This window comes from Paraburkholderia sp. Cy-641, from assembly GCF_011752945.1.
Classification (GTDB): domain Bacteria; phylum Pseudomonadota; class Gammaproteobacteria; order Burkholderiales; family Burkholderiaceae; genus Paraburkholderia.
Map to the genome: position 1 here is coordinate 14,273 of NZ_VWWM01000043.1, position 23,314 is coordinate 37,586.

Consider the following 23,314-nt stretch of genomic DNA (forward strand, 5'->3'; position numbering starts at 1 on the left):
ATATGTTGCGAGAGGAAGTCATCCGGATTCTGGCGGACGTGTGCCGCAAGAACCAGTATCTGTCGGTTGCCACCATGCAGGCCACGCCTGTATGGCATGCGCTCGATCCCGAGGCACCGTTGCATATCGACATGCTCGGCTGCATGGGCAGCGCCTCGTCGCTGGGTCTCGGCATGGCGCTCGGTGCGCCGGACAAACGTGTCGTGACCGTCGACGGCGACGGTTGCGTGACGATGCAACTGGCCACGCTGGTGACGATCGGCGAAGCGCGTGCGCGCAATTACACGCTGATCGTGATGAACAACGGCCTTTACGAAACGTCCGGCAACCAGCCGATTCCCGGTGCCGCCACGGCCGATTTCGTTGCGCTCGCGCAGGCCTCGGGCTTCAGGAACAGCACGCGCATCGACGACGTCGACGATCTGCGCGCGCGCATCGCCACGCTGATCGAGGCCGAAGGACCGAATTTCATTGCACTTAACATAGACAGGGCAAGCGCATGCAAAAGTTGGCCGACATTGTCGATGCGAGACCAGATCCAGGCCATGCGCCGGACGTTCGGCGGCGCTCATGGCGGTTCGGAGCAGTCGGCTGGCGCGTAATGCGTGTCCTGCTGCGACGGGTCGCGTTCGGGATCGGCACGCTCGTGTTCGTCTCGCTGCTCATCTTCGCGGGTACGCATCTGTTGCCGGGAGACGTGGCGGAGGTGGTGCTCGGGCAGGACGCCACGCCGCAGACGCTCACGGCGTTTCGCCATGACGCGGGCCTCGACAGGCCGCTCTACACGCAATATCTGACGTGGGTGTCGGGCGCGCTGCACGGCAATCTCGGCAAGTCCTATGCAAGCGGCCGCAGCGTGTCGGCGCTCATTGCGTCGCGCTTGCCGGCCACGTTGCTGCTCGGTGGCCTGACGGCTCTCGTGGCCCTGCCTTTGGCGGTGGCGCTGGGTCTTTACGCAGCGGCGCGAGCCGGAACCTGGCCCGACCGGCTGATTACGAACACCAGCCTGATTACCGCGTCGGGACCGGAGTTCATGTTCGCCGCGTTTCTGATTCTCGTGTTCTCGGTGCAGTTGGGCTGGTTGCCCGCGACCTCCTACATGTTCGGCGAGGTGACGCTGGGTTCGCATCTGCGGCGCCTCGCGCTGCCGGTGATGACGCTGGTCATTTCGGTCTTTGCGCCGACGACGCGCATGACGCGCAGCTCCATCCTCAACGTGCTCGGCTCGCCGTATGTGGAGATGGCGTTGCTCAAGGGCGTGCCCCGTTCGAGGATTCTCGTGCGCCACGCGTTGCCGAACGCGATCGGGCCGATCGCCAACGTGATCGGTATCAGTCTCGGCTACCTCGTCAGCGGGGTCGTGGTGGTGGAGGTGATCTTCTCCTATGCGGGCATGGGCAAGCTGATGATCGACAGCGTGGCGGTGCGGGATCTTCCTTTGGTACAGGGCTGTGCGATGGTGTTCGGGACGATCTACGTCGGCCTGAACATGGCGACGGATCTGCTGGCACTGGCGGGCAGTCCGAGACTGCGGAGCAGGACATGAATATCGCGCGCATTTTCCATGGCGGACGGACGGGGAGCGTGCCGAAACTGCCGCTGATCGTGATCGTGCTCTGGATACTGGTTGCCCTCGCCGCGCCATGGATCGCACCGTGGTCGCAGCGCGAGATCATCGGGGATCCTTACGGTGTGCCGCAGCATGGGGCGATCCTCGGGATGGACTATTTCGGCCGCGACATGCTTTCGCGGATCATCTTCGGTTCGCGCACGACCATCGTGCTCGCGGTTGCCGCGAACCTGATCGCTTCCGGCGTCGGTATCACGATCGGCTTTTTTTCGGCCTATGCGAAGGGCTGGATCGACGAGGCCATCGGGCGTGTGATGGACGGGCTGATGGCACTGCCGACGATCATGTTTGCGCTGGTTTGCGTCTCCGCGCTCGGGTCGTCCGAAATGGTGCTGGTCTGCACCGTCGGCCTGATCGAATCCGTACGCGTGTATCGCGTGGCCCGGGCCGTGGGGTTGGACAACCTGGCACGCGACTACGTCGATCTCGCGCATTTGCGCGGAGAAAGCGTCTTCTGGATTCTGTTCCGCGAGGCACTCCCGAATGCCTACCCGCCGCTGCTGACCGACTTCGGCGTGCGCTTCGCCGCGACGGTCATGTTGTTGAGTGCCGTCAGCTTCCTGGGATTGGGCGTACAGCCGCCAGCCGCGGACTGGGGAATGATGGTGCGCGAGAACCTGGCCGGATTGCGCCTGGGGTCGATTGCGGCGGTGTTTCCCGCACTCGCGATTTTCTCGGTCACGTTTTCGGCCAACAAACTGGTGGACTGGTTTCTGCGGCGCTCGCAGCGCGATATTTCCACGGAGTTCCTGGCATGAGCGAATTGATGCGTTTCGAAAACCTCAACGTATCGGTGTCGTCGGGTACGCTCGTGAATGACTTCAGCCTGTCGGTACAACAGGGCGAGGTGGTGGCGCTGATCGGCGAATCGGGCGCCGGGAAGTCGACTATTGGGCTCGCGGCGCTAGGCTATGCCCGCGCGGGATGCCGTCTTGCCAGCGGACGGATCATGTTCCGCGGCAGCGATCTTGCACGGATAGGACAGCGAGGGGCACGTCTCGTGCGCGGCGCCAAGGTGGCGTATATCGCGCAGAGCGCGGCCACCGCCTTCAATCCGGCTATCCGGATCGTCGACCAGATCATGGAGGCGACCGCCGTTCACGGCAAGGGCAATCGCAGGGTCGCGTACGGGCGAGCGTTGGAGCTGGCGAGAAGCATGGGACTCGGTGCGGCGGACGAGATGATGCGCCGGTTTCCTCATGAACTGAGCGGCGGTCAGTTGCAGCGCCTGATGACCGTCATGGCGCTGATGTGCCGGCCGGAGTTGCTGGTTCTGGACGAGCCGACGACGGCGATCGACGTGACCACGCAGTTGGGCGTGCTCGCTTCGCTCAAGCGCATCATCCAGCAGGAAAAGGTGGCGTGCCTGTATATCAGCCACGATCTGGCGGTCGTTGCCCAAATGGCAGACCGGATCGTCGTGCTGCGTCATGGCGGGAAGGTCGAGGAAGGCGAGGCGCGGCAACTGCTGACGTCACCGCAGTGCGACTATACGCGCGAGCTGATTGCGGCGGCGAGTGCGGGGCTGTCGAACAGGACAGCCGAGGCGCCGGTGGCTTCCAGTGAGCCCGATGTGCCCGGTGTGCCCGGCGCGCCCGTACTCGAAATCCGCCACGCAGTCGCGAGGTATGGCCGCGGCAAGCCGACGCTGAACGATGTGTCGCTGACCGTTCGCCGGGGTGAATTCGTTGCGATCGTCGGTGAATCGGGGTCCGGCAAAAGTACGCTCGCGAGAGTGGCGACCGGGTTGCTGCCTATCGCGAGCGGCGAGTTGCTGCTGAATGGCAGGCCGCTTGCCCCGTCGCTTCGGCGGCGCGGCATGGAGGAACTGCGAGGCGTGCAACTGGTGCTGCAGCATCCGGACCTTGCATTGAATCCGCGCATTACCGTTGGGGCTGCAATCGGGCGGCCGCTGGAACGGTATTTCGGGTTGAAGGGCGCGGCTCGCGAGAAGCGGGTTGCCGAATTGCTGCGGCTCGTCGAACTGCCCGAGGAGATGGCGCAGCGCCTGCCTTCGCAATTGTCCGGCGGGCAGAAGCAGCGTGCCAACCTGGCGCGCGCGCTGGCGGCCGAGCCTGACCTGCTGGTTTGTGACGAGGTGACGGCGGCACTCGATTCGATCGTCAGCTCGCGCATTCTGGCGTTGTTGTCGACTCTGCGGAGGCAACTCGGCACGGCCTGCATTTTCATTACTCACGATGTTTCGAAAGCCTCGAAACTCGCCGACCAGATCTACGTGATGCATCAGGGGCAGGTGGTGGAGTCCGGTCAGTCGCCGGAGGTGGTCGCGCATCCGCAGCACCCGTACACGCAGGCGCTATTTAACGCGATACCGGAACTCAGGACCGACTGGCTGAAAGAGCGCATGCCGGGCCTGGCGGCATGACGGACGAACGCGAGCCGTCCCGGCCACTATCTCGAACGGAGAACAGAAGACGCATGAACGGCGAATGGGCTCACGATGGAAAAATGTCGCGGCGCGGGTTCCTGGGGGCGGCGGCCGCCGGTGTTGCCGTGGCGCTCGGCGGTGGGCTGACCTATGCCGATGCGGCAGCGGCTTCCGTGCCGCGGCGCGGCGGCCGTCTGCGCATCGCGTGGTCGCAGCAGAGCATCAACGACACCCTCAATCCCTTGAGGATGAACCAGAACCTCGACTTTCTGCGCGTCTATTCGCTGATGAGTCCGCTCGTGAAGTGGGACAGGCAGTTCCAGGCATCGCCCGATCTTGCCGTCGAGTGGAACCCGAATGCCGACATGTCGGTCTGGTCGTTCCGGTTGAGACAAGGCGTGGTGTTCCAGAACGGCAAGCCGCTGGTTCCGGAGGACGTGGTCTATTCGCTCAATCTTCATCGGCAGCCGGGTTCCGTGTCGATGGTGCGCTCGTATTTCTCGGACGTCACCGATATCCGCAAGGACGGAGTGGATCGGGTCGTCGTGACGCTGAAGGCGCCTAACGCCGACTTTCCCGTGCTGCTCGGTGATCCGCATACGGTCATCGTTCCCGAGGGATTTGCCAACTGGGATCGTCCGGTCGGCACCGGCCCGTTCGAACTCGTCGAGTTCAGACCCGGTATCGGCATGGTGGCGCGCCGGTTTGCCAATCACTACAAGGCCGATACCGTTTATGTGGACGAGGTCGAAACGTTCGGCATTTCGGATACCGGCGCCCGCATGGACGCGCTGATTTCGGGGGACGCGCATTACATCAACCGGGTTGACGCACGTACCGCCACGTTGCTCGACCGGAACCCTCGCGCAAAGCTGGTCGATTCCAAGGCATCGCGAAAGCTCTGCATCAACACGATGGCCAATGGCGCGCCGTTCGACGATATCAATCTGCGCACCGCGATCAAGTATGCGGTCGATCGCGCGGAGATGGTCAAGCGCGTACTGAACGGATACGGGCAGGTTGCCAATGATCTTCCGATCGGACCCAGGGACCGATATTACGACCATGATCTGCCGCAACGCGAGTTCGATCTGGACAAGGCCCGGTTCTACTACAGAAAGTCGGGATTTAGCGGGCAGCTCAACCTGTTCACGTCGGACGTCAATTACGGCGCGCCCGCGACGGATTTTGCGCTGGAACTGCAGGAAACCGCGGGCCGGGTCGGGATACCGATCAACCTCACGCGCTTGCCGGCGGAAGGCTATTACGCACAGGTCAGCGGAAAGAAGGCGTTTAACGTGACCAACTGGTTTCCGCGTGCAACGCTGGATCTGGAACTACGCAGTGTCAGCCTGTCGAATTCGCCGCAGCCGGAGACCGGCTACCGGAATCCGAAACTGGATGCCCTGGCGCTGGAGGCACGGCGCACGCCGGATGGACCCAAACGGGCCGAACTGTATGCGCAGGTGCAGAAGATTCTGTGGGACGCGGACGGCAGAACCATTCCGGTATTCGTGGATTTTCTCGACGGACGCGCCGCGAACGTGCAAGGCGTCGTTCCCCATCCTTTTTCGGAAGCCGCCGGGTTGCGACTGTGCGAAGAAGTATGGCTTGCCTAGGAGACCGATGGATTTCCGCCTTTTCCGCATCGCTCTGTAAAGGGCGATGGCCGTACGCACATGAACCTTGGGGATGAGCATGGCCTTTCTTGTCATTGTCGATCATTTCTGTCATCCGGGCCGCGAGGCCGATGCCGTCGAGCGCATCGAGCGCAACGGCAAGTTGATGGCGCAGGTCGATGGATTCCTGTTCCGCTACCGGACATCGGACCCGAAAGATGCGTCGGCGATCACGACGGTGACGGGCTGGGAAACGGAGTCGGCCTATCGGGCCTGGCTTGAGTTGAAGCCCGGCGATGCCGCCACGCCGTCGCCTTACCGGCACTTCGTCAGCCGCGGGCTTTTCGTGGAATCGGCCTGCATCGCCGGGAACGGTCGCAGTACCTGATTCGGCTCGGCATTGCATTCATGCACCTATTTATTTGCGCTCATTAAATCGTATTACTAAATGATTTGGCTGGATGAAATCCGGTCGAACTACAACGATGAGGGGAAGATGAAGAAAATCATGTTCGGAACCGCGCTCGCATGCCTGCTCTCGCAGCATGCTTACGCACAAAGTACCGTCACGCTGTATGGCCTTATCGAAACCGGCATCGATTATGTGAACAACAGTGGTGGCAAATCTCTCGTCGCCATGCGCGACGGCGTGTCGACGGGGATTTCCGGAAGCCGGTGGGGGCTCATCGGCAGCGAGGATCTGGGCGGTGGCCTGAAGACGATCTTCAAGCTGGAAAGCGGATTCAACGTTACCAACGGAACCTTGGGGCAGGGCGGCCTTGCTTTTGGCCGAACCGCCTATGTCGGGATCACCAGCAATCGCTTTGGCACCGTCACGCTCGGGCGACAGTATGATTCGATCGTCGATTACCTGCAGTTCGCCGGCGACGGAAACCAGTGGGGCGGAATGGCGACGCACGGTAGCGGCGACATGGACAATATCGGCAACACGGTACGAACGAATAACAGCATCAAATACGCGAGCGGTGACGTTTATGGATTCAGGTTCGGCGGCGTGTACGGATTCAGTTCGCCCACCGCATATGACCAGGTCGGCACGACAGGCGTTTTGAGCGCGGGCGTGAACTACATTTATGGTCCGCTCAAACTCGGCGTGGCCTACTTCCATGCAAAAGATCCGGCGGACCAGTTCGCCGATGGGCATTACGTTGCCAACACGACGGGTTCGGCCATCGGTGCTACCGGCCCATGGAGCTACGTGGGACATCCGAAAGACGTGCAAACGTATGGGGCCGGTGCGACCTACCAGGTGGGTAATGGTGTCATCGGGGTGCTTTATACGCGCATCCTGTTTAGTCAGGCAAACGGCACCAAAAGCGATGTGAGCTTCGAGTTTTACAACGTGTCGTATACGTACTTCGTCAGGCCCGCGTTGAAGCTGGGCGCGGGGTATCTCTACACGATCGGGCACGTGGATTATTCGGGCGCAGTGCCGAAGTACCATCGCGTCATTGTCGGTGCGGACTACAGTTTGTCGAAGCGCACGGAAGTGTACGGGGTCGTCGCATTGCAGCTGGCGAGCGGCGATGCGAAGGGCGCGGACCTTTATCAGGGCGTGGTCGGCAATATGTCGACTACGAACCGGCAATTAGCTGCGCGTGTGGCGATTATTCATCGATTCTAGGTGGAGGGCGCGTTCGGCTCTACGATATGGCAGGCCGGAGATGGCGGTCAGGGGTGCGAACCGCCGTCGTTTTCCGCACCCGACCGATCCGCCTACCCAACCGTCTGATTTTCCGCAACCACCTTTGATTTCGCGCCCCCCGGTTTCCTGTCGATCCAGTTTGCCAGCCTGTCGAACCAGAGGTGGACGACCGGCGTGGTGAAGAGCGTCAGCATTTGCGAGAATACCAGGCCGCCGACGATCGCAATCCCCAGGGGGACGCGCAATTCGGCACCCGCACCCTGTCCCAGCGCCAGCGGCAAGGCGCCGAACAGGGCCGCCAGCGTCGTCATCATGATGGGGCGAAAACGCTGCACGCAGGCCTGGCGGATCGCGGCCGTGGGCGGCAGGCCTTGTTCCCGCTCGGCCACCAGTGCAAAGTCGATCATCATGATCGCGTTCTTCTTGACGATGCCGATCAGCAAAACGATGCCCACCATCGCCATGATCGAGAGATCCTGGCCGCACAACATCAGCGTGCACAGCGCCCCCACGCCGGCGGACGGCAGCGTCGAGATGATGGTCAAGGGGTGGATCGCGCTTTCGTAAAGTATGCCCAGCACCAGATATACGACAACCAGCGCCCCCAGGATCAGATACGGCTCGCTATGCAGCGATGCCTGGAAAGCCTGGGCCGTCCCCTGGAAGGTTCCGATAACGGCATCGGGCTTGTGCACGGCAACCTCGGCGCGGCGGATGGCCGTGATGGCGGCACCCAGAGCCTGCCCGGGCGCCAGATTGAACGAAATGGTCACTGCCGGGGACAAGCCTTGATGGTTCACGGAAACAGGCGATACGCCGTTGGCGAGCGTCACCAGTGTGTTCAACGGCACCAGTTGGCTGGTCAGGGGCGAGCGCACGTAAAGGTGGGCCAGCGCTTCCGTCGTCAACTGGAATTTCGGGTCGACTTCCTCGATGACGTGATACTGGTCCGATTGCGTATAGAGCGTCGCAATCTGGCGCTGGCCGAACGCGTCGTACAGCGTATCGTCGATGGCCTGCGCGGTAATGCCGAAGCGCGAGGCCGTGTCACGATCGATGACCAGCGTGGCACTGGTGGCCGAAGCCTGTTGATCGGACGTGACGTCGGCCAGTTCCGGCAGGGTGGAGAGGCGCTGGGTCAGCACCTGCGACCAGTGGTTCAATTCATTGACGTCGGGACATTGCAAGGTGTACTGATATTGTGCCGCGCTTGCGCGGGCGCCAACCTGAATGTCTTGCCGAACCCGCATCGTGACCGAAACACCGATCACCGTCGCGAGTTTGGGCTTGAGCCGGCGCAGCACCTGGGCGGCGGTGACCGTGCGCTGATTGACGGGTTTCAGGTTGATCATCATGTGGCCTTCGCTCACCGTAGGATCCGCCGAGATCCAGTAGTAGACGTTATCGACCGCCGGGTCGGCTTCGATGATATGGCCGAGTTGCTGGATCTTGACGGCCATCGCCTGCGGCGAGATGTCCGTCGCGGCTTCCGGTGTCGCCTGGATCAGGCCCGAATCTTCCTCGGGAAAGAACCCCTTCGGGATCAGCACGAACAACGCCCCGGTCGCGATCACGGTCGCAATCGTCACGCCGAGCATCGTTTTCTGGTGCCGCAAGACCCAGTCGAGTCCGCGCTCATAGCGCCGCTCCATCGCGACGAAGGCGATTTCCAGCCCCCGCACGAGCCGGCTCTCGCGAAGCCGATCGCCGTTGGGCTTGCGAATCAGCCAGCCGCACAACATGGGGGTGACGGTGAGCGATACGAAGCACGACATGACGACCGCGGCACTGATCGTAATCGCGAATTCGCGGAACAGACGCCCGACGATGCCGCCCATCAGCAGAATCGGGATGAATACCGCAATCAGCGAAATGGTCATCGAGATGACGGTAAAGCGCACCTCGCGCACCCCGAGCAGCGCGGCACGCATGCGCGGCACGCCGGCTTCGATATGCCGCATTACGTTCTCGATCACCACGATCGCATCGTCGACCACAAAGCCCACGGCAATCGTGAGCCCCATCAGCGACAGGTTGTTCAGGCTAAAGCCCAGCAGATACATCAAGGCAAAGGTGGCAACCAGCGACAGCGGAATCGTCAGGCTCGGAATCACGGTCGCCCACAGATTGCGCACGAACGCGAAAATCACCATGACGACCAGGGCGACCGTCAACATCAGCGTGAATTGCACGTCGTGCAGCGAGGTCGTGATCGTCTGCGTGCGGTCCCCGACGACATGGACATGGGCCGCCGTGGGGAGCGAGGCTTCCAGCGCCGGCAAATGAGACTCGATGTTGCGGATGGTGTCGACGACGTTGTAGCCGGGCTGCTTATGGATATCGATGATGATGGCGCGCTCGTGCTGCAACCACGCGGCCTGGTGCGTGTCCTCGGAGGCGTCGATCACGGTGCCGAGGTCCTCGAGGCGCACGGGCGCGCCGTTCTTGTAGGCGACGACGAGGCCGCGATACTCGGCCGCCGTCGTGAGCTGATCGGTGGCGTTGAACACGACCGAGCGGTCCGGGCCGTTCAGGCTGCCTTTGGGCGCGTTGACGGTTTGCACGCCGACAATCGAGCGCACGTCCTCGAGCGTCAGGCCGCGTGCGGCGAGCTTGTCGGGATCGACACGGATGCGCACCGCGGGGCGTTGTTGTCCGTTGAAATCGACGAGACCGACACCCGGCATCTGCGAGATTTGCTGGGCAAGAAAGTCTTCCGCGTAGCGGTCGAGTTCGGTGAGCGGGAGCGACGGCGAGGTCACCGCCAGCGAGAGCAGCGTGAAATTGGCGGGATTGACCTTCTCGTAAGTCGGCGGGTTGGGCAGGTTCTTGGGCAGTACGCCGCCCGCTGCATTGATGGCGGTTTGCACGTCCTGCGCGGCACCGTCGATATTGCGCGACAGGTCGAACTGGACCGTGATCGACGTCGTCCCCAGCGAACTGGACGAGGTCATTTCGGTGATGCCCGCAATATTCGACAATTGCCATTCGAGCGGCGAGGCGACCGAACTCGCCATGGTCTCCGCGCTCGCGCCGGGCAGTTGGGCGGAAATCTGGATCGTCGGAAAATCGATCTGGGGCAGTGACGCGACAGGCAGCAGCCAATAGGCGACGACGCCCGCCAGCAGCACGCCGAGCGCCAGGAAGCCGGTGGCGATGCGCCGTTGGATGAAAAATTCGAGCAGGCTCATGAGGCGCTGTCTTATTGAATGGAGGTGACAGAGGGGACGGCTGCGGGCTGCGCAGTCGTCGCGACGATGTTGGCAGCCGCCTGCGTGCCGGGATCGAGCCGGCTTTGTCCGTCGAACACGATCAGATCGGCGGTGTCGATACCGGCGTCGATCTCGGTCATGCCGTCGACGCTGTTGCCGGTTTTCACCGGTCTCAGTTGCGCCCGGCCGTTCTTATCGAGGACATAAAGCTGCGTGCCGGACTGACTGTTGACGATCGCGCGGTCCGGTACCGCAACACGCTGGCGGTCGGTGTGCAACAGGATCTGTGCATTCACCAGTTCGCCGGGCCACAGCTTGCGGTCCTGGTTGGTGAACGATGCCTTCAGCCTGATCTGGCCCGTCGTCGGATCGACGTGGCTGTCGATGAAGACCAGCGAGCCTTGCGCCAGAACGGCGTCGCCGGTACGCGGCGTGACGTTGACCGGCAACGCGCTGCCGGCCTGTTTCGCGAGCAGCTCGGGAAGCACGTCCTGCGGGACCGAGAACGCCACCGTGATCGGTTCCATCTGGGTGACCGTCGCAATGCCGTTGGCATCGGTCGGATGGACCACCTGGCCGATGTCGGCTTCGCGCACACCGACACGCCCCGCGAACGGTGCGCGCAGCGTCGTGAAACCGAGCTGCAGCTGGTCGCTTTGCACCAGCGCCGCGTCGGCCGCGACCGTCGCGGCGAGCGATTCGACCTGGGCACGCGCGGTATCGACGCCTTGCGAGGTCGCCGCACCCATGCCGACAAGCTTGCTGTAGCGTTCGAGGTCGAGCCGCGCATTGTTCAGGCTCGCCTGGTCTTTGCGCTGCGCCGCTTCGGCCTGGTGGAGTTGCGCCGTCAGCGGCCCCTGGTCGAGTTGTGCGAGAAGCTGGCCGGCGCGGACGTCCTGGCCTTCGTTAAAGGCAATGCGCTGCACCTGCCCGTCGACACGGACCTTGACATCGACCGTGTTGAGCGCCTCGACCGTACCGACCGATGCGACCCTGATCGGGAAATCCATCAGCACCGCATGGCCGGCATCGACGGGCACCGCCGCAGCCGCGGCACTGGCCGCGTGTTTCGGCCACACCCACCAGGCCAGTACCAGCGCCAGCGCGACGCCACCGGTCCAGGCGAACAAAGGGCGGCGCGTGCGCCGCTGCGGCGACGCCAAGAAATCTTCCCGGAGGTTCATTAGGGGTTCGAAATTCAATGAGAGATGGAGGATGAAATTGCAGCCACAGGCGTGGGCGTATCGGTGGTCATTCCGGCACCGCCGCCGAAGGCCCGAAATACGCTCACCGATGCCTGCAAACGTTGCAGGAGTGCCTGCGCGAGCGCGTCCTGGGCTTGATAACGGGTCCGTTGTGCATCGAGCACGCTCAGGAAGTCGATCGTGCCGCCCCGGAATTGCGCCTCGGCGAGTGCCGCCGCTTGGGTCGCCGCGTCGGCGGCGGCGCGTTCCGCCGTTTCCGCCAAGGCGCCTTGCTGCTGCGCCGTCAGAGAATCCTCGACATCCTGCAAGGCGGAGACGACGGTCTGACGATAGTCGGCGGTCGCTTTCGCGAACCCGGCCTGATTCGCGTGCAACTGCCCGCGCAATGCGCCGCCATCCAGAAGCGGTGCAGCGAGCGTTGCCGCGAGACTGCTGAACGGGCTCGAGAGAAAACGCGTGAGCGTATTGCTGCTCAGGCCACCGTCCGCGGTCAGCACCAGATTCGGCAGGAAGGCCGCGCGCGCCGCGCCCACGCTGTAGTTTTGCGACTGCAACTGGGCTTCCTTCGAGCGGATATCCGGGCGCGTTTCGAGCAAGGTCGCCGGCAAATTCGGGAGCGGCTGCGGAATCGGAATATCGTCGATCTGTGCCGCGCCGAGCATGAACTGCTCGGGTGCCACGCCTTCCAGCGTGGCAAGCAGATGCATGCTTTGCTCGAGTTGCTGCAGCAGCGCGGGTATCGCGGCCTGGAACGTCGCCAGCGCATTGCGCTGCTGCTCGACCTGAAGTTGCGTTGCGACGCCGGCCTGCTGTTGGGCCAGCAGCAAGTCGAGAATATGCCTGGCATTACTCTCGATGGCATGCGCCAGGCTCAGCCGCTGCCGCAAGCTCTGGATCTGGAAATAGGTATCGGTAACCGACGCGGTCAACGTCAATGCCACGGTGTCGCGATCAAATTCGGAGGCCCGCGCGAGCAGCCGTGCGGCGTCGGCATTGGCCGAATTGAGTCCCCAGAAGTCGATCTCGTAGCTGGCTTCGGCAAACAGGCTCTGGCCATTGTTCGACGAATTCGGACTGGTGGGGCCGGAGGCGTTGGTGCGCTGGTGAGTACGAGCGAACGTGCCGCCTGCCGAGAGGGTCGGGTAGAGCGGCGCACCGGCCCTCTCGGCGTTGGCGCGGGCCAGGTTCACGCTCGCCACGGCCGAGGCGAGCGAAAAATTGTTCTGCAGGCTGCGTTCGACCAACTCGTTGAGTTGCGGGTCCTGATAGTTTCGCCACCATGCGCTCCTGACCGTGACCGCATCGGCAAGCGATGACCGGGCCGCGCCGTCCCAGCTTTGCGCCATCGGCGTGTCGGGACGCCGATAGGTCGGCACGAGCGTGCAAGCCGTCAGCAAACCCAGCAACAGCGGCGCCAAGGCATAGGCGGAAGACGCACGAATCCATCCCGGAAGGGAGCGGCGATGGGTACCACCAATGGGCACAACGGGGTGTTGCTCGGACATATCGATGCGTCTTCTGCTAACTGAATGTCGCGCGCGGAGTGAGCCGGTTCTGGCTGGTCTTTTGCGCAATGATAAAAATAGCCGCGGCGCCAGCGATGTGATGGCGAATATGAGCACGCAGTGGATTGACTACGCTGCGATCAAGGCTCAACTCGAATGGCAGGGGCGAGCTTTCGTTCGCTCATGTGAGCGGCAACAGATAGTGAGCCTGGGATGTGAATCTGTCGGGACTCGAAAATTACAAGATTGACAGAGCCGTTCTTCTGGAACAGGGGAGCAGTGAACGATCTGGTTAGTATGAAGAAAGCACTGAAGAAAGCGATGTGTCTGATCTTAACCACATAGGGCTTCTGATTAATTAGTTAGCCTGAAATTTCCTCTTTTTGGTTCCGGATCCCCATGCGAGCCACCGCGCCTGAAGTGTGGCGCGATGACCGGCGGCCGCCGTCATCCGGCGTCGGGGCACGGCACCCTTGCCCCGGTCTTTGCAAAAGAGTTCCGTCGAACTTGTAATTTTCGAGTCCCGACAGATTCACATGCAAAGCTCATGATCTGCCACGGTTATGTGAACGGACGGAAGTCGGCTCCTGGCGATTGCGTTGCGCTGCCGAACGCCTCATCGGTATTTAAAGCCGATCCAGAGCACTTCACGACGGGCACATTTTCAATCGGGATGCGGATACCGCGACAGGGCATGCCACGTCGGGATCCGTAAAACATTGCGCCGCGGCAGTCGACGATTCTGTCGCCCGTTGTGCGGCAGACAGATACGTTGCGAGATTAGTAAATTGAAACTCAATCAGGCTCTCAGTGGCACCGCAGTCGCGCTTACCTTCTTGTTGGGACCGGCAGTCCATGCCGCGACGCCTGACGAGCCGGTCAAGCTGATCAAGACTATTCCGCTGCCCGACATCAACGACGGCGATTTCGACCATTTTGCCGTCGACCTCAAGCGCAACCGCCTCTACGTCTCGGTGGAAAACCACCATTCGATCGACGTGTTCAACCTCAAGACCGGTGAGCATCTGATGAGCGGCGGCCCGGTCACCACGCCTCATTCGCTCGCTCTTAACGTCGAGAAAAACGAGCTGTTCGTGGCCGACGGCGGTGACAAGGCGGTCAAGGTTCTCGACGGGTCGGATCTGCACCTGATCAAGCGGATCGATATCGACGGCACACCGGATTCCGCCGGCTATGACCCGAAGACCCGGGATTTCTATCTCGTTGCCAGCGAGCCGGGCGAGCACCCTACTCATTCGACGATTCACATTATCTCGACCGAAGACCTCAAGACCAAGGGTGAGATCCCCATCGAGTCGGGCAGTCTCCATTCGCTGACGATCGACCAGGCCACCCGCCGCATGTTCGTGAATATCCGCGACAAGTCCACGATCGGCATCATCGATATGAACAGGAATGCCCTCGTGCAAACCTGGTCGGTACCGGGCCTCACGCTGAACACGCCGATGGCATTCGACGCCAAAAACCACCGGTTGTTCGTGGCCGACAAGAAGCCGGGCAAGCTGTTCGTTCTCAACTCCGACACCGGCGCGACGATCGCGACCTACGGCTGCGCGGAAGGGGGCGACGACATGACTTACGACGCACGGACAAAGCGCATCTATGTGAGCGCGGCCCAAGGCCTGACGGCCTATCAGCAGGACGACGCCGACCACTACCACGAAATTGCGCGGATCGATACGCATGGCGGCAAGACCTCGGTTCTCGTCCCGAGCCTGGATCAGCTTTATGTTCCGCATACCCGGACCTCGGCTCCCGAGGCCGGTCTCGAGATATACAAAGTCAAGGGTTGATCTCCCGTAACGCCTCAGTGCATCAAAGAGGCAGAAGGCGGGGGGGGGTTCCTCCCGCCGATCAGGATAGCTAAATTCATACGAATACCTGTCACCTGCGAATAATGCGTGGTTTTTAACATGGCACCCTCAATCAATTTCGGACCCCGATTCAGTACTGGAAAGCAAGGGCATAACAAGATGCAACAGCTACTTTCGCCGTTCCGCATGAAACCGTTGACGCAGTGCGTTCTGGCCGCACTGTGCATGTCCGGTATCCAGTTCGCTCATGCGCAGGAGGCGGGCGATCTCGGCTCCGTGCAGAGCACCGCCACATCGTCGTCGCCGGCCAATGCGCCGACCGGCTCGAAAAACGTGCAGACCGCGCCCGCGCAAGCGCCGACGCAAGGCTCGCTCACGGCCACCGAGCCGCAGTCGACGATCAGCCATCACTACATCCAGAACAGCACCGCGCCGACCGAGAACTACAGCGACATCATGAACATCGCGCCGAGCGTCTCGAGCATCTCGCCGAACGGTCCCGGCTTGATGGAGTCGCCCACCATGTCTATCCGCGGTTTTCAGGACGGGCAGTACAACGTGACGTTCGACGGGATACCGTTTGGCGATGCGAACAACTTCACGCATCACTCGACGTCGTTTTTCTCGTCGCAGGCGATTAACCGCCTCACCGTCGATCGTGGCCCGGGCGACGCTTCGCAAATCGGCTTCGCCACGTTCGGCGGCACGATCGCGATGGAGTCGTTGATCCCGTCGATGACCCCGTCGGCCGCTCTGCTCGGCACGTATGGCAGCTACAACACCTGGCTCGCCGGCGCCGAGCTCAACACGGGCGATCTGCAGCAGCTGGGCGACGCGCGCGCGACGTTCGGCTACACGCAAAGCAGCAGCGACGGTTATCTGACCGGCGCCTCCCAGCGTCGCGAGAACGCCTACTTCAAATTCGAGAAGCCGCTTGGCGACTCGACGGTGCTCACCCTGTTCGGCACCTATAACAAGATTCATCAGAACACGCCGTATGGCTCCTCCGCGGCCCAGATTGCGGAGTTCGGCCCTAACTATGGCCTCTCCAGCAACCCGCTGAGCCAGGCGTATTCGGGCTATAACTACGACCTGGTCAATACGGACTTCGAGTACATCGGCGTCCAGACGAAGGTCGCGCAGTGGGCGATCGACAACAAGCTTTATACCTACGGGTACTACCACACCGGCTTCCAGGGTGTGTCGCCGAACAGCAGCTTGCCGTACAACGCATTTTCGACGAAGGGCCCGTACCTCCCCGCCGGCAACGTTGCCGGCCAGGAGCAGGAAAGCGACTACCGGGCCTGGGGCGACGTGGTGCGCGCGCAAAGAGACATCGGCCCCGGTTCGCTCGAGTTCGGCGCCTGGTTCGCTTACCAGACCAACTTCCGCGACCGGGTCGAAGCCAACGCCACCCAGAACTTCGCGTTCGTGGCGCCGATGTTTTCGATGACCAACACGCTGACCACTTTCCAGCCGTACATCCAGTACGCCTGGAAGCTGCCGTACGGCTTCACGGTCACCCCCGGCGTGAAATACGCGCTGTTCCGCCGCGACCTCTATTCGGCCATGAACCAGGGCTCGGGCCTGCCGGCCGACTACGGCCAGACCTGGACGAAGGTGCTGCCCTCGCTGCAGATCCACGAGAAGATCAATTCGAACTGGAGCGCCTACGCCCAGTATGCACAAGGCTTTCTCGCGCCCAATCTGAATACGTTCAACATTCCTAACCTGACGGCCAACAGCCAGCCTGACCCCCAGCGAACGGACAACTATCAGATCGGCACCACCTATAAGACCGACCGCCTGACGGCTTCCGTCGACCTGTACTACATCAAGTTCGCCAATGAAATCACGAGCGTGAACATCGGCGGCAACACGTTCTACTCGAATGCCGGCGCGGCGACCTACAAGGGCATCGAAACGGAAGCGACGTACTACGCGGGGCTCGGCTTCAGCCTGTACGGAAACCTGACGTTCAACTCGGCGAAGCAGCACAGCGACAACTCCTGGATGCCGTTCACGCCGAACAGGACGGCCGCAGCAGGCCTGCTCTATGAACGCGGACCGCTGACCGGCTCGTTGATCACGAAGTTCATCGGCCGGCAGTACGGCACCACGGGCAACCAGATCCCGATCGGCGGCTTTGCCCAGACCGATCTCTCCGTGGGCTACACGTTCAAGCCCGCCACATCGATGGTCCACGACGTGCGCGTGGGCCTGCAACTCGACAACCTCTTTAACCGCACGGGTATCAACGGGTTCTTCGGTTTCGGCGCAGACGCTGCCAAGACCCCGCTCTACTGGACGCAGGCCGGACGCTCGGTGTTCGGCACGGTTCAGGTCGATTTCTAATTTCAGGCGAACATATCCATGAACATCACTCAATTCACTCACTTCGCGAACGATTCGGGCGGCGTACTTTACGTCATCGTCTTCATGTTGTTCGTTGCACTGACCGTCATCATCGAGCGGCTGTCGTTCCTGCACCGCGCGATGGGCAGCACCCGGGCGGCGCTCGAGCGCATCGACACCCTGGGCGCGCTCGATACGTCGAAGCTCACGACTTGCGCGGCGCAATTCTCCGGTCTGCCGGTCGAACGCGTGCTGACTACCGCGGCCCACCTCGCGAACCGTGCGTCGCGCGAAGACCTCGACGCGTCACTCGAAGAGACGATCATGCGCGAAGCACCGCGCGTCGACCGCTTCCTGTGGGTGCTCGACACCGTCGTCACGCTGGCGCCGCTGCTCGGCCTGTTCGGCACCATCGTCGGCATGTTCAACGCGTTCCAGGTGCTGTCGAACCCGGGCAATGCGCCGACCCAGGTCACGGGCGGCGTCGCCGAGGCGTTGGTGGCGACGGCTTCGGGCCTGTTCGTGGCGATGATCGGCCTGGTGTTCTTCAATGGTCTGGAGAAACGCGTGCGCACGCTGATGCATCAACTCGAAACGCTGAAGGCCGCGCTGGTTAACCGGCTTACAGGCGTGCCGCGCGAGGTGCAGAAGGAAGTGCGCGAAGTGCCGGATGCCGGTGTCGTTAAACTCGCACCCCAAAGGACGTGATGATGAAGTACTTCGAAGCCCGCAAGGCGCGCATCGAGATCATCCCGATGATCGACATCATGTTCTTTCTACTGGTGTTCTTCATCATGATTACGCTGCACATGATTCCGAACGCAGGGCTGCGCACGCAGTTACCCGCAAGTTCGAGCACGCAGGAACTGCCGCCGGCGAAAGTGACGGTGACGTTGGCCGAAGACGGCACGCTATCGGTCGATGGCCGCGCGATGGCGCTGGGCGAACTGACCGCCATGCTGCAGGCACGCCCCGATGCAGCGCACACGGCCGTGACGATCGTCGGTGCGAAGGGTGCCCGGATTCAGCAGCTCGTTTCGTTGATGGATGCCTGCCGCGCGGCCGGCATCTCGCAGATTTCCATGGCCACGCAACCCGCGTCGAAGTGATATGGCGACCGTACCCGAACTGAGCGTAACGTCGAGCAAGGCGCCTCGTGCGCACCTCAACCTCCATCGCGCCGCCCCCCTCGCGCTCCTCGTCGAGGCGTTAGTGCTGGCAGGCGCATTCGGACTGCTTGCGAAAAAGGCTCCACCACCGCCGCCGCCGCCCGCCGTCACGTTGCTGGCGCTCGCGCCGGTAGCGGCACCGGTGGCGCCGCCCGCGCCGGCACCCAAGCCGCCCGAGCCCGTGCCTGTCGCGAAGCCGATTGCGCCTCCACGGCACTCGCCCGTGCCCGTGCATCACGCTGCCCCGTTGCAGCCGGCGACTCCGGCTACCCCGCCGGCCCCGCCGCCGACTGCTCAGCCCAGCGAACCGGCTACCGATCCGGCTCCTCCAGCGCCGCCGCCACCACCGCCCGCACCGTCCGCGGGCGCGGTGAATCCGAGCTTCGATGCCGCGTTGCGGGCCGCGGTCCAATCCGCGTTGCGCTACCCGGAGTCTGCTCGCATGGCCGGCGTGAGCGGCCGCACGCGCGTGGCTTTTACCTATCGCGATGGAGCGGTGTCGGATGTGCGGGTCGTCGTATCGAGCGGCGTCGGCCAGCTCGACCGCGCCGCGCTCGCGGCGGTACACGACGCCGCGTACCCCAAACCCGCACCTGAGCTCGCCGGCAAGACACTGTCGAAGCAACTGTGGGTGACGTTCGCTCTGGACGACGCGCAGTGAAATTGACTTGTTCGGTCGTTAGAATCACCCGGACATTTGCCCACGATTGTGACGAAAGCGGGCATCCGCGACGGTACGCCTTTCATGAATCCTGCTGCCAATAACCTATCTGGCCCCCATGTGCACGCGTCGCACATACTTGTTATCGAAGACGACAAGCCGACTTCCGACCAGATTACGCGCGCGCTCGAAGACTACGGCTTCTCGGTCGAACAGGCACTGACCGGCTGGCAAGGTCTGTCGCGGGCGCTCGCGCGGCGCTTCGATGCCATCGTGCTCGACATCATGCTGCCGGAAGTCGATGGTTTTTCCGTGTTGTCGACCTTGCGCAACCTCGGCCAACGTGTCCCGATCCTGCTGTTGAGCGCACTCGACGCGGTCGACACACGCGTGAAGGGTCTGCATGCCGGCGCGGACGATTATCTCGTGAAGCCATTTTATTTCGACGAACTGACGGCGCGTCTCAACGTGCTGCTACGCGGCCAGGCGGGCGGGCGCGACGACTCGACCCTGACGTTCGGCGACCTGACGCTCGATACGTTGACGGGCCACGCAACGCGGCGCGGCACCGTCATCAACCTCAAGCCGCGTGAAAGCAAGCTGCTCGCCTTTCTGATCCGGAATGCAGGCAACGTCGTCACGCGCAACATGCTGTTCGAGGCGGGCTGGAATTATCACGCGGATGTACAGAGCGACGTGATCGCCATCCATCTGACGCGCTTGCGTCGCAAGATCAGCCTCGACGGAAAGTTGCCGCAGCTGATTCACAACGTGCACGGCGCCGGGTGGGTTCTGCATGTATAAGCTGCGTTTGCTGTTTCGCCAGCCTTCGCCCTGGCTGTTGTTCTGCCTGCAGGTCGTGATTGCGATCGGCCTCTTTTCGCTCCTGTGCTGGGTCACCATTCGGCATTCGATTGGCGAGATCGATGAGCATCTCTTTCTGAAAGTGGAGCAAATCCAGCATTTGCCGACGAACGAGATCCCGGCGCGTATTGCGATGTACACGTCGGAAGACCCGGAGAACAGACGGCCATTCGGCTATTTCGGCCCACACGGCGAGCATCTCGTCGGCGCCTTCGAGACGTTGCCGGGCGAGGTCGACGGCAAGCCGTTCGATTACATTGCGACCCTCGGGCACCATGCCGGCGCGGTGCAACGCCACTATCGCGGCGTCGTGGTGCGTTTGCCGTCCGGCGGCATTTTTGTCACCGCACGATCGACTGATGGAGAGCGGCACTTCGACAAGGTGTTGCTGCTGATCGCGGGGGGCAGTCTTGTCTTTACACTCGTCATCGGCATGGTCAGCGGTACGCTTCTGAACGCCGTGGCAGCCCGCCGCTTGCGCGATGTACGCCGGGCGACCCAGCGGATCGCGTCGGGCCGGCTCGATCATCGCCTGCCGCTGTCAGGCAGTGGGGACGACATCGACAAGATTACGGCCGTAGTGAATTCGATGCTCGACGAAGTCGAACGTCTGATTAGAGACATACAAGGCATCTGCGCCGGTATCGCACACGAAGTGCGCACGCCGATGACGCGCATGCGAGGCACTCTCGAAAGCACGCGCCGGCGCATCATGAGCGTCACCGAATACGAGCAGGTGATCGACACCGCACTCCAGCAGTCCGACATTGTCATGACGCGCTTCTCCGCTCTCCTGCGAATGGCGCAGATAGGCGAAGCAGCGGGCCTTGCCAGGAAGGGCCCGCTGAACTTGCAAGATGTCCTGAATGATGTCATCGACTTCTACGAAGCTCCCGCCGAGGACCTTTCAATTACGCTTGAGCTGTTGCCGTGCGTGCCGGTGATCGTCAACGGCGAGGCAGACCTGCTGTTTAGCGCATTCGGCAACCTGGTCGAGAACGCGCTGAAATTCACGCCGCCGGGCGGAGCTATCACCGTGGCGCTGCATCAGCGAGATGGCAAGGTAACCATCGAAGTCAGGGATACGGGCCCCGGCATTCCGGTTGCCGAACGAGACCTGGTGTTCCAGCCGTTCTATCGCGCTGAGCACCAGACCGGTACGACAACCGCCGGCAGTGGGATCGGACTGAGCCTCGTTGCGGCGATTGCGCGGCTGCATAACGCGCACGTCAGCGTTCGCGAGGGCGGCCCTGGGTGTTGTATCGCGATAGTGTTTGAGTCTGAGATGCCTGTTCGTCCGACGGGCGCATCGCGTGAGCAGGTCGATTCCGTGAAGCCGCGCTTCGCGTGACTTGGCAGGTCGCGTTCATTCGCGGACGTTGGTGGGGTGATGGAGGAGAGGGTGGCGCGAGAGCGGGCGATGGACGCCTGACGGATGGCGAAATTCAGTCTGCGCTAATCCACAATATCTCGCGGCAAATACCCATGAAGAAATGAAAAAGCCCGGTCAGCTTTCGCTGACCGGGCTTCGTAATTCTTGGTGGGGCGTGAGTGACTCGAACACTCGACCTACGGATTAAGAGTCCGAGCGACATCATATTCCTTCATGTGGATTGATATCCGTGTAGGCACTCTGGATCCTTTGTGGGTAAGGGTTTTGGCGATATTCTACGGATTTTTTTGTTGACTCATGCAGACTGATTTCCCTAGTATTTGCCTACATGGTGCCTACACGGGGAATGAGTGAGCAAACAGAACTTCACTGCGGCTCGGGTCGATAGCCGTCGGCGAACGACTGATTGTGCGGCGTGCTCATGCGAGGATTGCCCCTCACGCCACCGCTGCAAAGGACGAGGCGGGAGCCGCACCACCTGACCAGTCGGCGCTCAAGATGGCGGGCTCGGAGCGGCCAACGCGCACATGACAACGGGGCCTCGCGGCCCGTTTCTGTGTTGCTCTAAGCGTTCGCTAACCCGGCGAGCCACCGTCGTATCCGAACCTGTTCGACGGCACGGGCTCGGGCAGTCCCATGGCCTTCCGAAGCCGCAAGAGGTTGGCGGCGACCGCCGCTTTACTGCTACCGACAGTCGGTGTTTTGTGCAGCTCGCGCCATTTTTCGGTCACCTGGTCGGACGGCACGTCGAAGCGCTTCAGCCAAGCTTCGGTCGCCACCGTGGTGTTCAGTAGCGGGGCGGTACTGTCGAGCGTTCCGCGCTGGAGAATGTCCATGTCCTCAGCGATGATCGGGCGCAGCGCTGCGTTGAGCAGGACGTACGCGGGTGGCGGCAGCGGCGACTTGCCAGGTCCGTCCGAAATGCCGGATTGGGGCGCGGCACCTGCTTGGATGATCAAACCATCAGTGCCCAACGGTTGACGAACGAACCAGTCGGGAGGCAACGTCCATGAGGTCGGTCCGCCGGCCGCGCGCACGAGGTCCGCATTCAGGGCAACAATCCAATCCACGGTTTTGATCTTGCTGACCAATCTCACCGTGCTGTAACCCATGGGATCGCCGACGTCGATTCCCGGGCCGTACCGACGAGCGAAGAAATACTCCGTCGCCTCGTTTGCTTCCTGCTCCATTGGCGGCAGGTTCACCCCAAAACCGGCATGCCCGTAAACCGTCGGGAGGGCTTCACAGAACGCAGCAAACAACGCTTGGAATACCCCCGGCCGATGCTCGAGGAAAGCCCGGGGGAAAGTGAAGTCAAGCACGTCCAGATTGCCGGAGAGAGTGGCTTTCCAATCAGCTACCGTGAACACGCCGAAATCGTAGAAACCCGTCGCAAGCTTGTGGTCGGCGCTCGTCATTTGCACGACCAACGCCTCGTCCGCGGGCACTGTCGTCGCCAGGGTGTCCAGTCTCGGAGCCTTGTCGATCGGCATCGGCTGCTCGCCTTCCGAATAGAACCAGCGCAGCGGGCCATCATTCGGCGGCTTTTCCTGGAGAGCACGGGCCAGCGCTTGGGTGTATTCGGTGATTGTTGCGTTGTACTGCTCAAAGCACTTCACGACCGCAGCACGCACGGCAGGCGTGTGTCCTTCGCGAAAGTAGACGACGCCGCGCACCACGAGCGCCGCGCCGGTGATTCCCTTGCGATAGGCCGGTTCGTAAAAGCCGAACGGCAGCGTATCAGCGCGATTCGGATCGGCGACCCAGGCTTTCATCTGCTCTTCATTCATGTCTCATCGTTCCATCACGCC

At 62.1% G+C, this 23,314-nt stretch carries 18 protein-coding genes; 14 read left to right on the plus strand and 4 right to left on the minus strand.

Annotation, left to right across the window (positions count from 1 at the left end):
* Window positions 1–2: 2 nt before the first annotated feature.
* From F3J20_RS22000 to F3J20_RS22030, 7 genes are all read left to right on the plus strand, one after another.
* On the plus strand, window positions 3–602 hold the full coding sequence (locus tag F3J20_RS22000; RefSeq protein WP_167042055.1) for a thiamine pyrophosphate-dependent enzyme: 600 nt from the start codon (window positions 3–5) through the stop codon (window positions 600–602).
* A complete protein-coding gene (locus tag F3J20_RS22005; protein ID WP_167042057.1) occupies window positions 602–1,546 on the plus strand; it encodes an ABC transporter permease in 945 nt (314 codons plus the stop codon). Before F3J20_RS22000 ends, F3J20_RS22005 begins: the two co-directional genes overlap by 1 nt.
* Window positions 1,543–2,388: an ABC transporter permease gene (locus tag F3J20_RS22010; protein WP_167042059.1), complete on the plus strand. Its 846-nt coding sequence runs from the start codon at window positions 1,543–1,545 to the stop codon at window positions 2,386–2,388. Before F3J20_RS22005 ends, F3J20_RS22010 begins: the two co-directional genes overlap by 4 nt.
* A complete protein-coding gene (locus F3J20_RS22015) occupies window positions 2,385–4,016 on the plus strand; it encodes an ABC transporter ATP-binding protein (RefSeq protein WP_167284491.1) in 1,632 nt (543 codons plus the stop codon). Before F3J20_RS22010 ends, F3J20_RS22015 begins: the two co-directional genes overlap by 4 nt.
* A 53-nt stretch (window positions 4,017–4,069) precedes the next feature.
* Window positions 4,070–5,638: an ABC transporter substrate-binding protein gene (locus F3J20_RS22020; RefSeq protein ID WP_167284492.1), complete on the plus strand. Its 1,569-nt coding sequence runs from the start codon at window positions 4,070–4,072 to the stop codon at window positions 5,636–5,638.
* A 79-nt stretch (window positions 5,639–5,717) separates the two neighbouring features.
* Window positions 5,718–6,026, plus strand: a complete 309-nt coding sequence (locus F3J20_RS22025; protein WP_167042065.1) for an antibiotic biosynthesis monooxygenase — start codon at window positions 5,718–5,720, stop codon at window positions 6,024–6,026.
* 108 nt (window positions 6,027–6,134) lie between these two features.
* A complete protein-coding gene (locus F3J20_RS22030) occupies window positions 6,135–7,283 on the plus strand; it encodes a porin (RefSeq protein WP_167284493.1) in 1,149 nt (382 codons plus the stop codon).
* Window positions 7,284–7,375: 92 nt separating this feature from the next.
* On the opposite strand, the gene F3J20_RS22035 is transcribed toward F3J20_RS22030, so the two are convergent.
* The 3 genes from F3J20_RS22035 to F3J20_RS22045 are packed head-to-tail and all read right to left on the minus strand — an operon-like array spanning window position 7,376 to window position 13,139.
* Window positions 7,376–10,495: an efflux RND transporter permease subunit gene (locus tag F3J20_RS22035; RefSeq protein ID WP_167284494.1), complete on the minus strand. Its 3,120-nt coding sequence runs from the start codon at window positions 10,493–10,495 to the stop codon at window positions 7,376–7,378.
* Between the two features lie 11 nt (window positions 10,496–10,506).
* The gene (locus tag F3J20_RS22040) at window positions 10,507–11,718 is read right to left on the minus strand and encodes an efflux RND transporter periplasmic adaptor subunit (protein ID WP_167284495.1); all 1,212 of its coding nucleotides are present in this window, start codon (window positions 11,716–11,718) and stop codon (window positions 10,507–10,509) included.
* Window positions 11,715–13,139 carry an efflux transporter outer membrane subunit gene (locus tag F3J20_RS22045; RefSeq protein ID WP_167284496.1) on the minus strand — a complete coding sequence of 475 codons (1,425 nt, stop codon included), beginning with the start codon at window positions 13,137–13,139 and terminating at the stop codon, window positions 11,715–11,717. The genes F3J20_RS22040 and F3J20_RS22045 overlap by 4 nt, the downstream gene beginning before the upstream one ends.
* An 875-nt stretch (window positions 13,140–14,014) precedes the next feature.
* Here F3J20_RS22045 and F3J20_RS22050 point away from each other — a divergent pair.
* From F3J20_RS22050 to F3J20_RS22080, 7 genes are all read left to right on the plus strand, one after another.
* Entirely contained in the window at window positions 14,015–15,040 is a 1,026-nt protein-coding gene (locus F3J20_RS22050) for a hypothetical protein (protein WP_167042075.1), read from the plus strand.
* 180 nt (window positions 15,041–15,220) lie between these two features.
* Window positions 15,221–17,416, plus strand: coding sequence for a TonB-dependent receptor (locus F3J20_RS22055; protein ID WP_167284497.1), 2,196 nt, complete (start codon window positions 15,221–15,223; stop codon window positions 17,414–17,416).
* 18 nt (window positions 17,417–17,434) lie between these two features.
* On the plus strand, window positions 17,435–18,124 hold the full coding sequence (locus tag F3J20_RS22060; RefSeq protein WP_167042079.1) for a MotA/TolQ/ExbB proton channel family protein: 690 nt from the start codon (window positions 17,435–17,437) through the stop codon (window positions 18,122–18,124).
* On the plus strand, window positions 18,124–18,525 hold the full coding sequence (locus tag F3J20_RS22065) for a biopolymer transporter ExbD (RefSeq protein WP_240162862.1): 402 nt from the start codon (window positions 18,124–18,126) through the stop codon (window positions 18,523–18,525). The genes F3J20_RS22060 and F3J20_RS22065 overlap by 1 nt, the downstream gene beginning before the upstream one ends.
* Window positions 18,526–18,955: 430 nt before the next feature.
* Complete coding sequence (locus F3J20_RS32565) at window positions 18,956–19,246, plus strand: TonB family protein (RefSeq protein ID WP_167284498.1); 291 nt, start codon at window positions 18,956–18,958, stop codon at window positions 19,244–19,246.
* Between the two features lie 84 nt (window positions 19,247–19,330).
* Complete coding sequence (locus F3J20_RS22075; RefSeq protein ID WP_167042082.1) at window positions 19,331–20,050, plus strand: response regulator transcription factor; 720 nt, start codon at window positions 19,331–19,333, stop codon at window positions 20,048–20,050.
* The gene (locus F3J20_RS22080; protein ID WP_167284499.1) at window positions 20,043–21,461 is read left to right on the plus strand and encodes a HAMP domain-containing sensor histidine kinase; all 1,419 of its coding nucleotides are present in this window, start codon (window positions 20,043–20,045) and stop codon (window positions 21,459–21,461) included. Before F3J20_RS22075 ends, F3J20_RS22080 begins: the two co-directional genes overlap by 8 nt.
* Before the next feature lie 617 nt (window positions 21,462–22,078).
* On the opposite strand, the gene F3J20_RS22085 is transcribed toward F3J20_RS22080, so the two are convergent.
* Window positions 22,079–23,293: a DUF3396 domain-containing protein gene (locus F3J20_RS22085; protein ID WP_167042086.1), complete on the minus strand. Its 1,215-nt coding sequence runs from the start codon at window positions 23,291–23,293 to the stop codon at window positions 22,079–22,081.
* Between the last annotated feature and the right edge of the window lie 21 nt (window positions 23,294–23,314).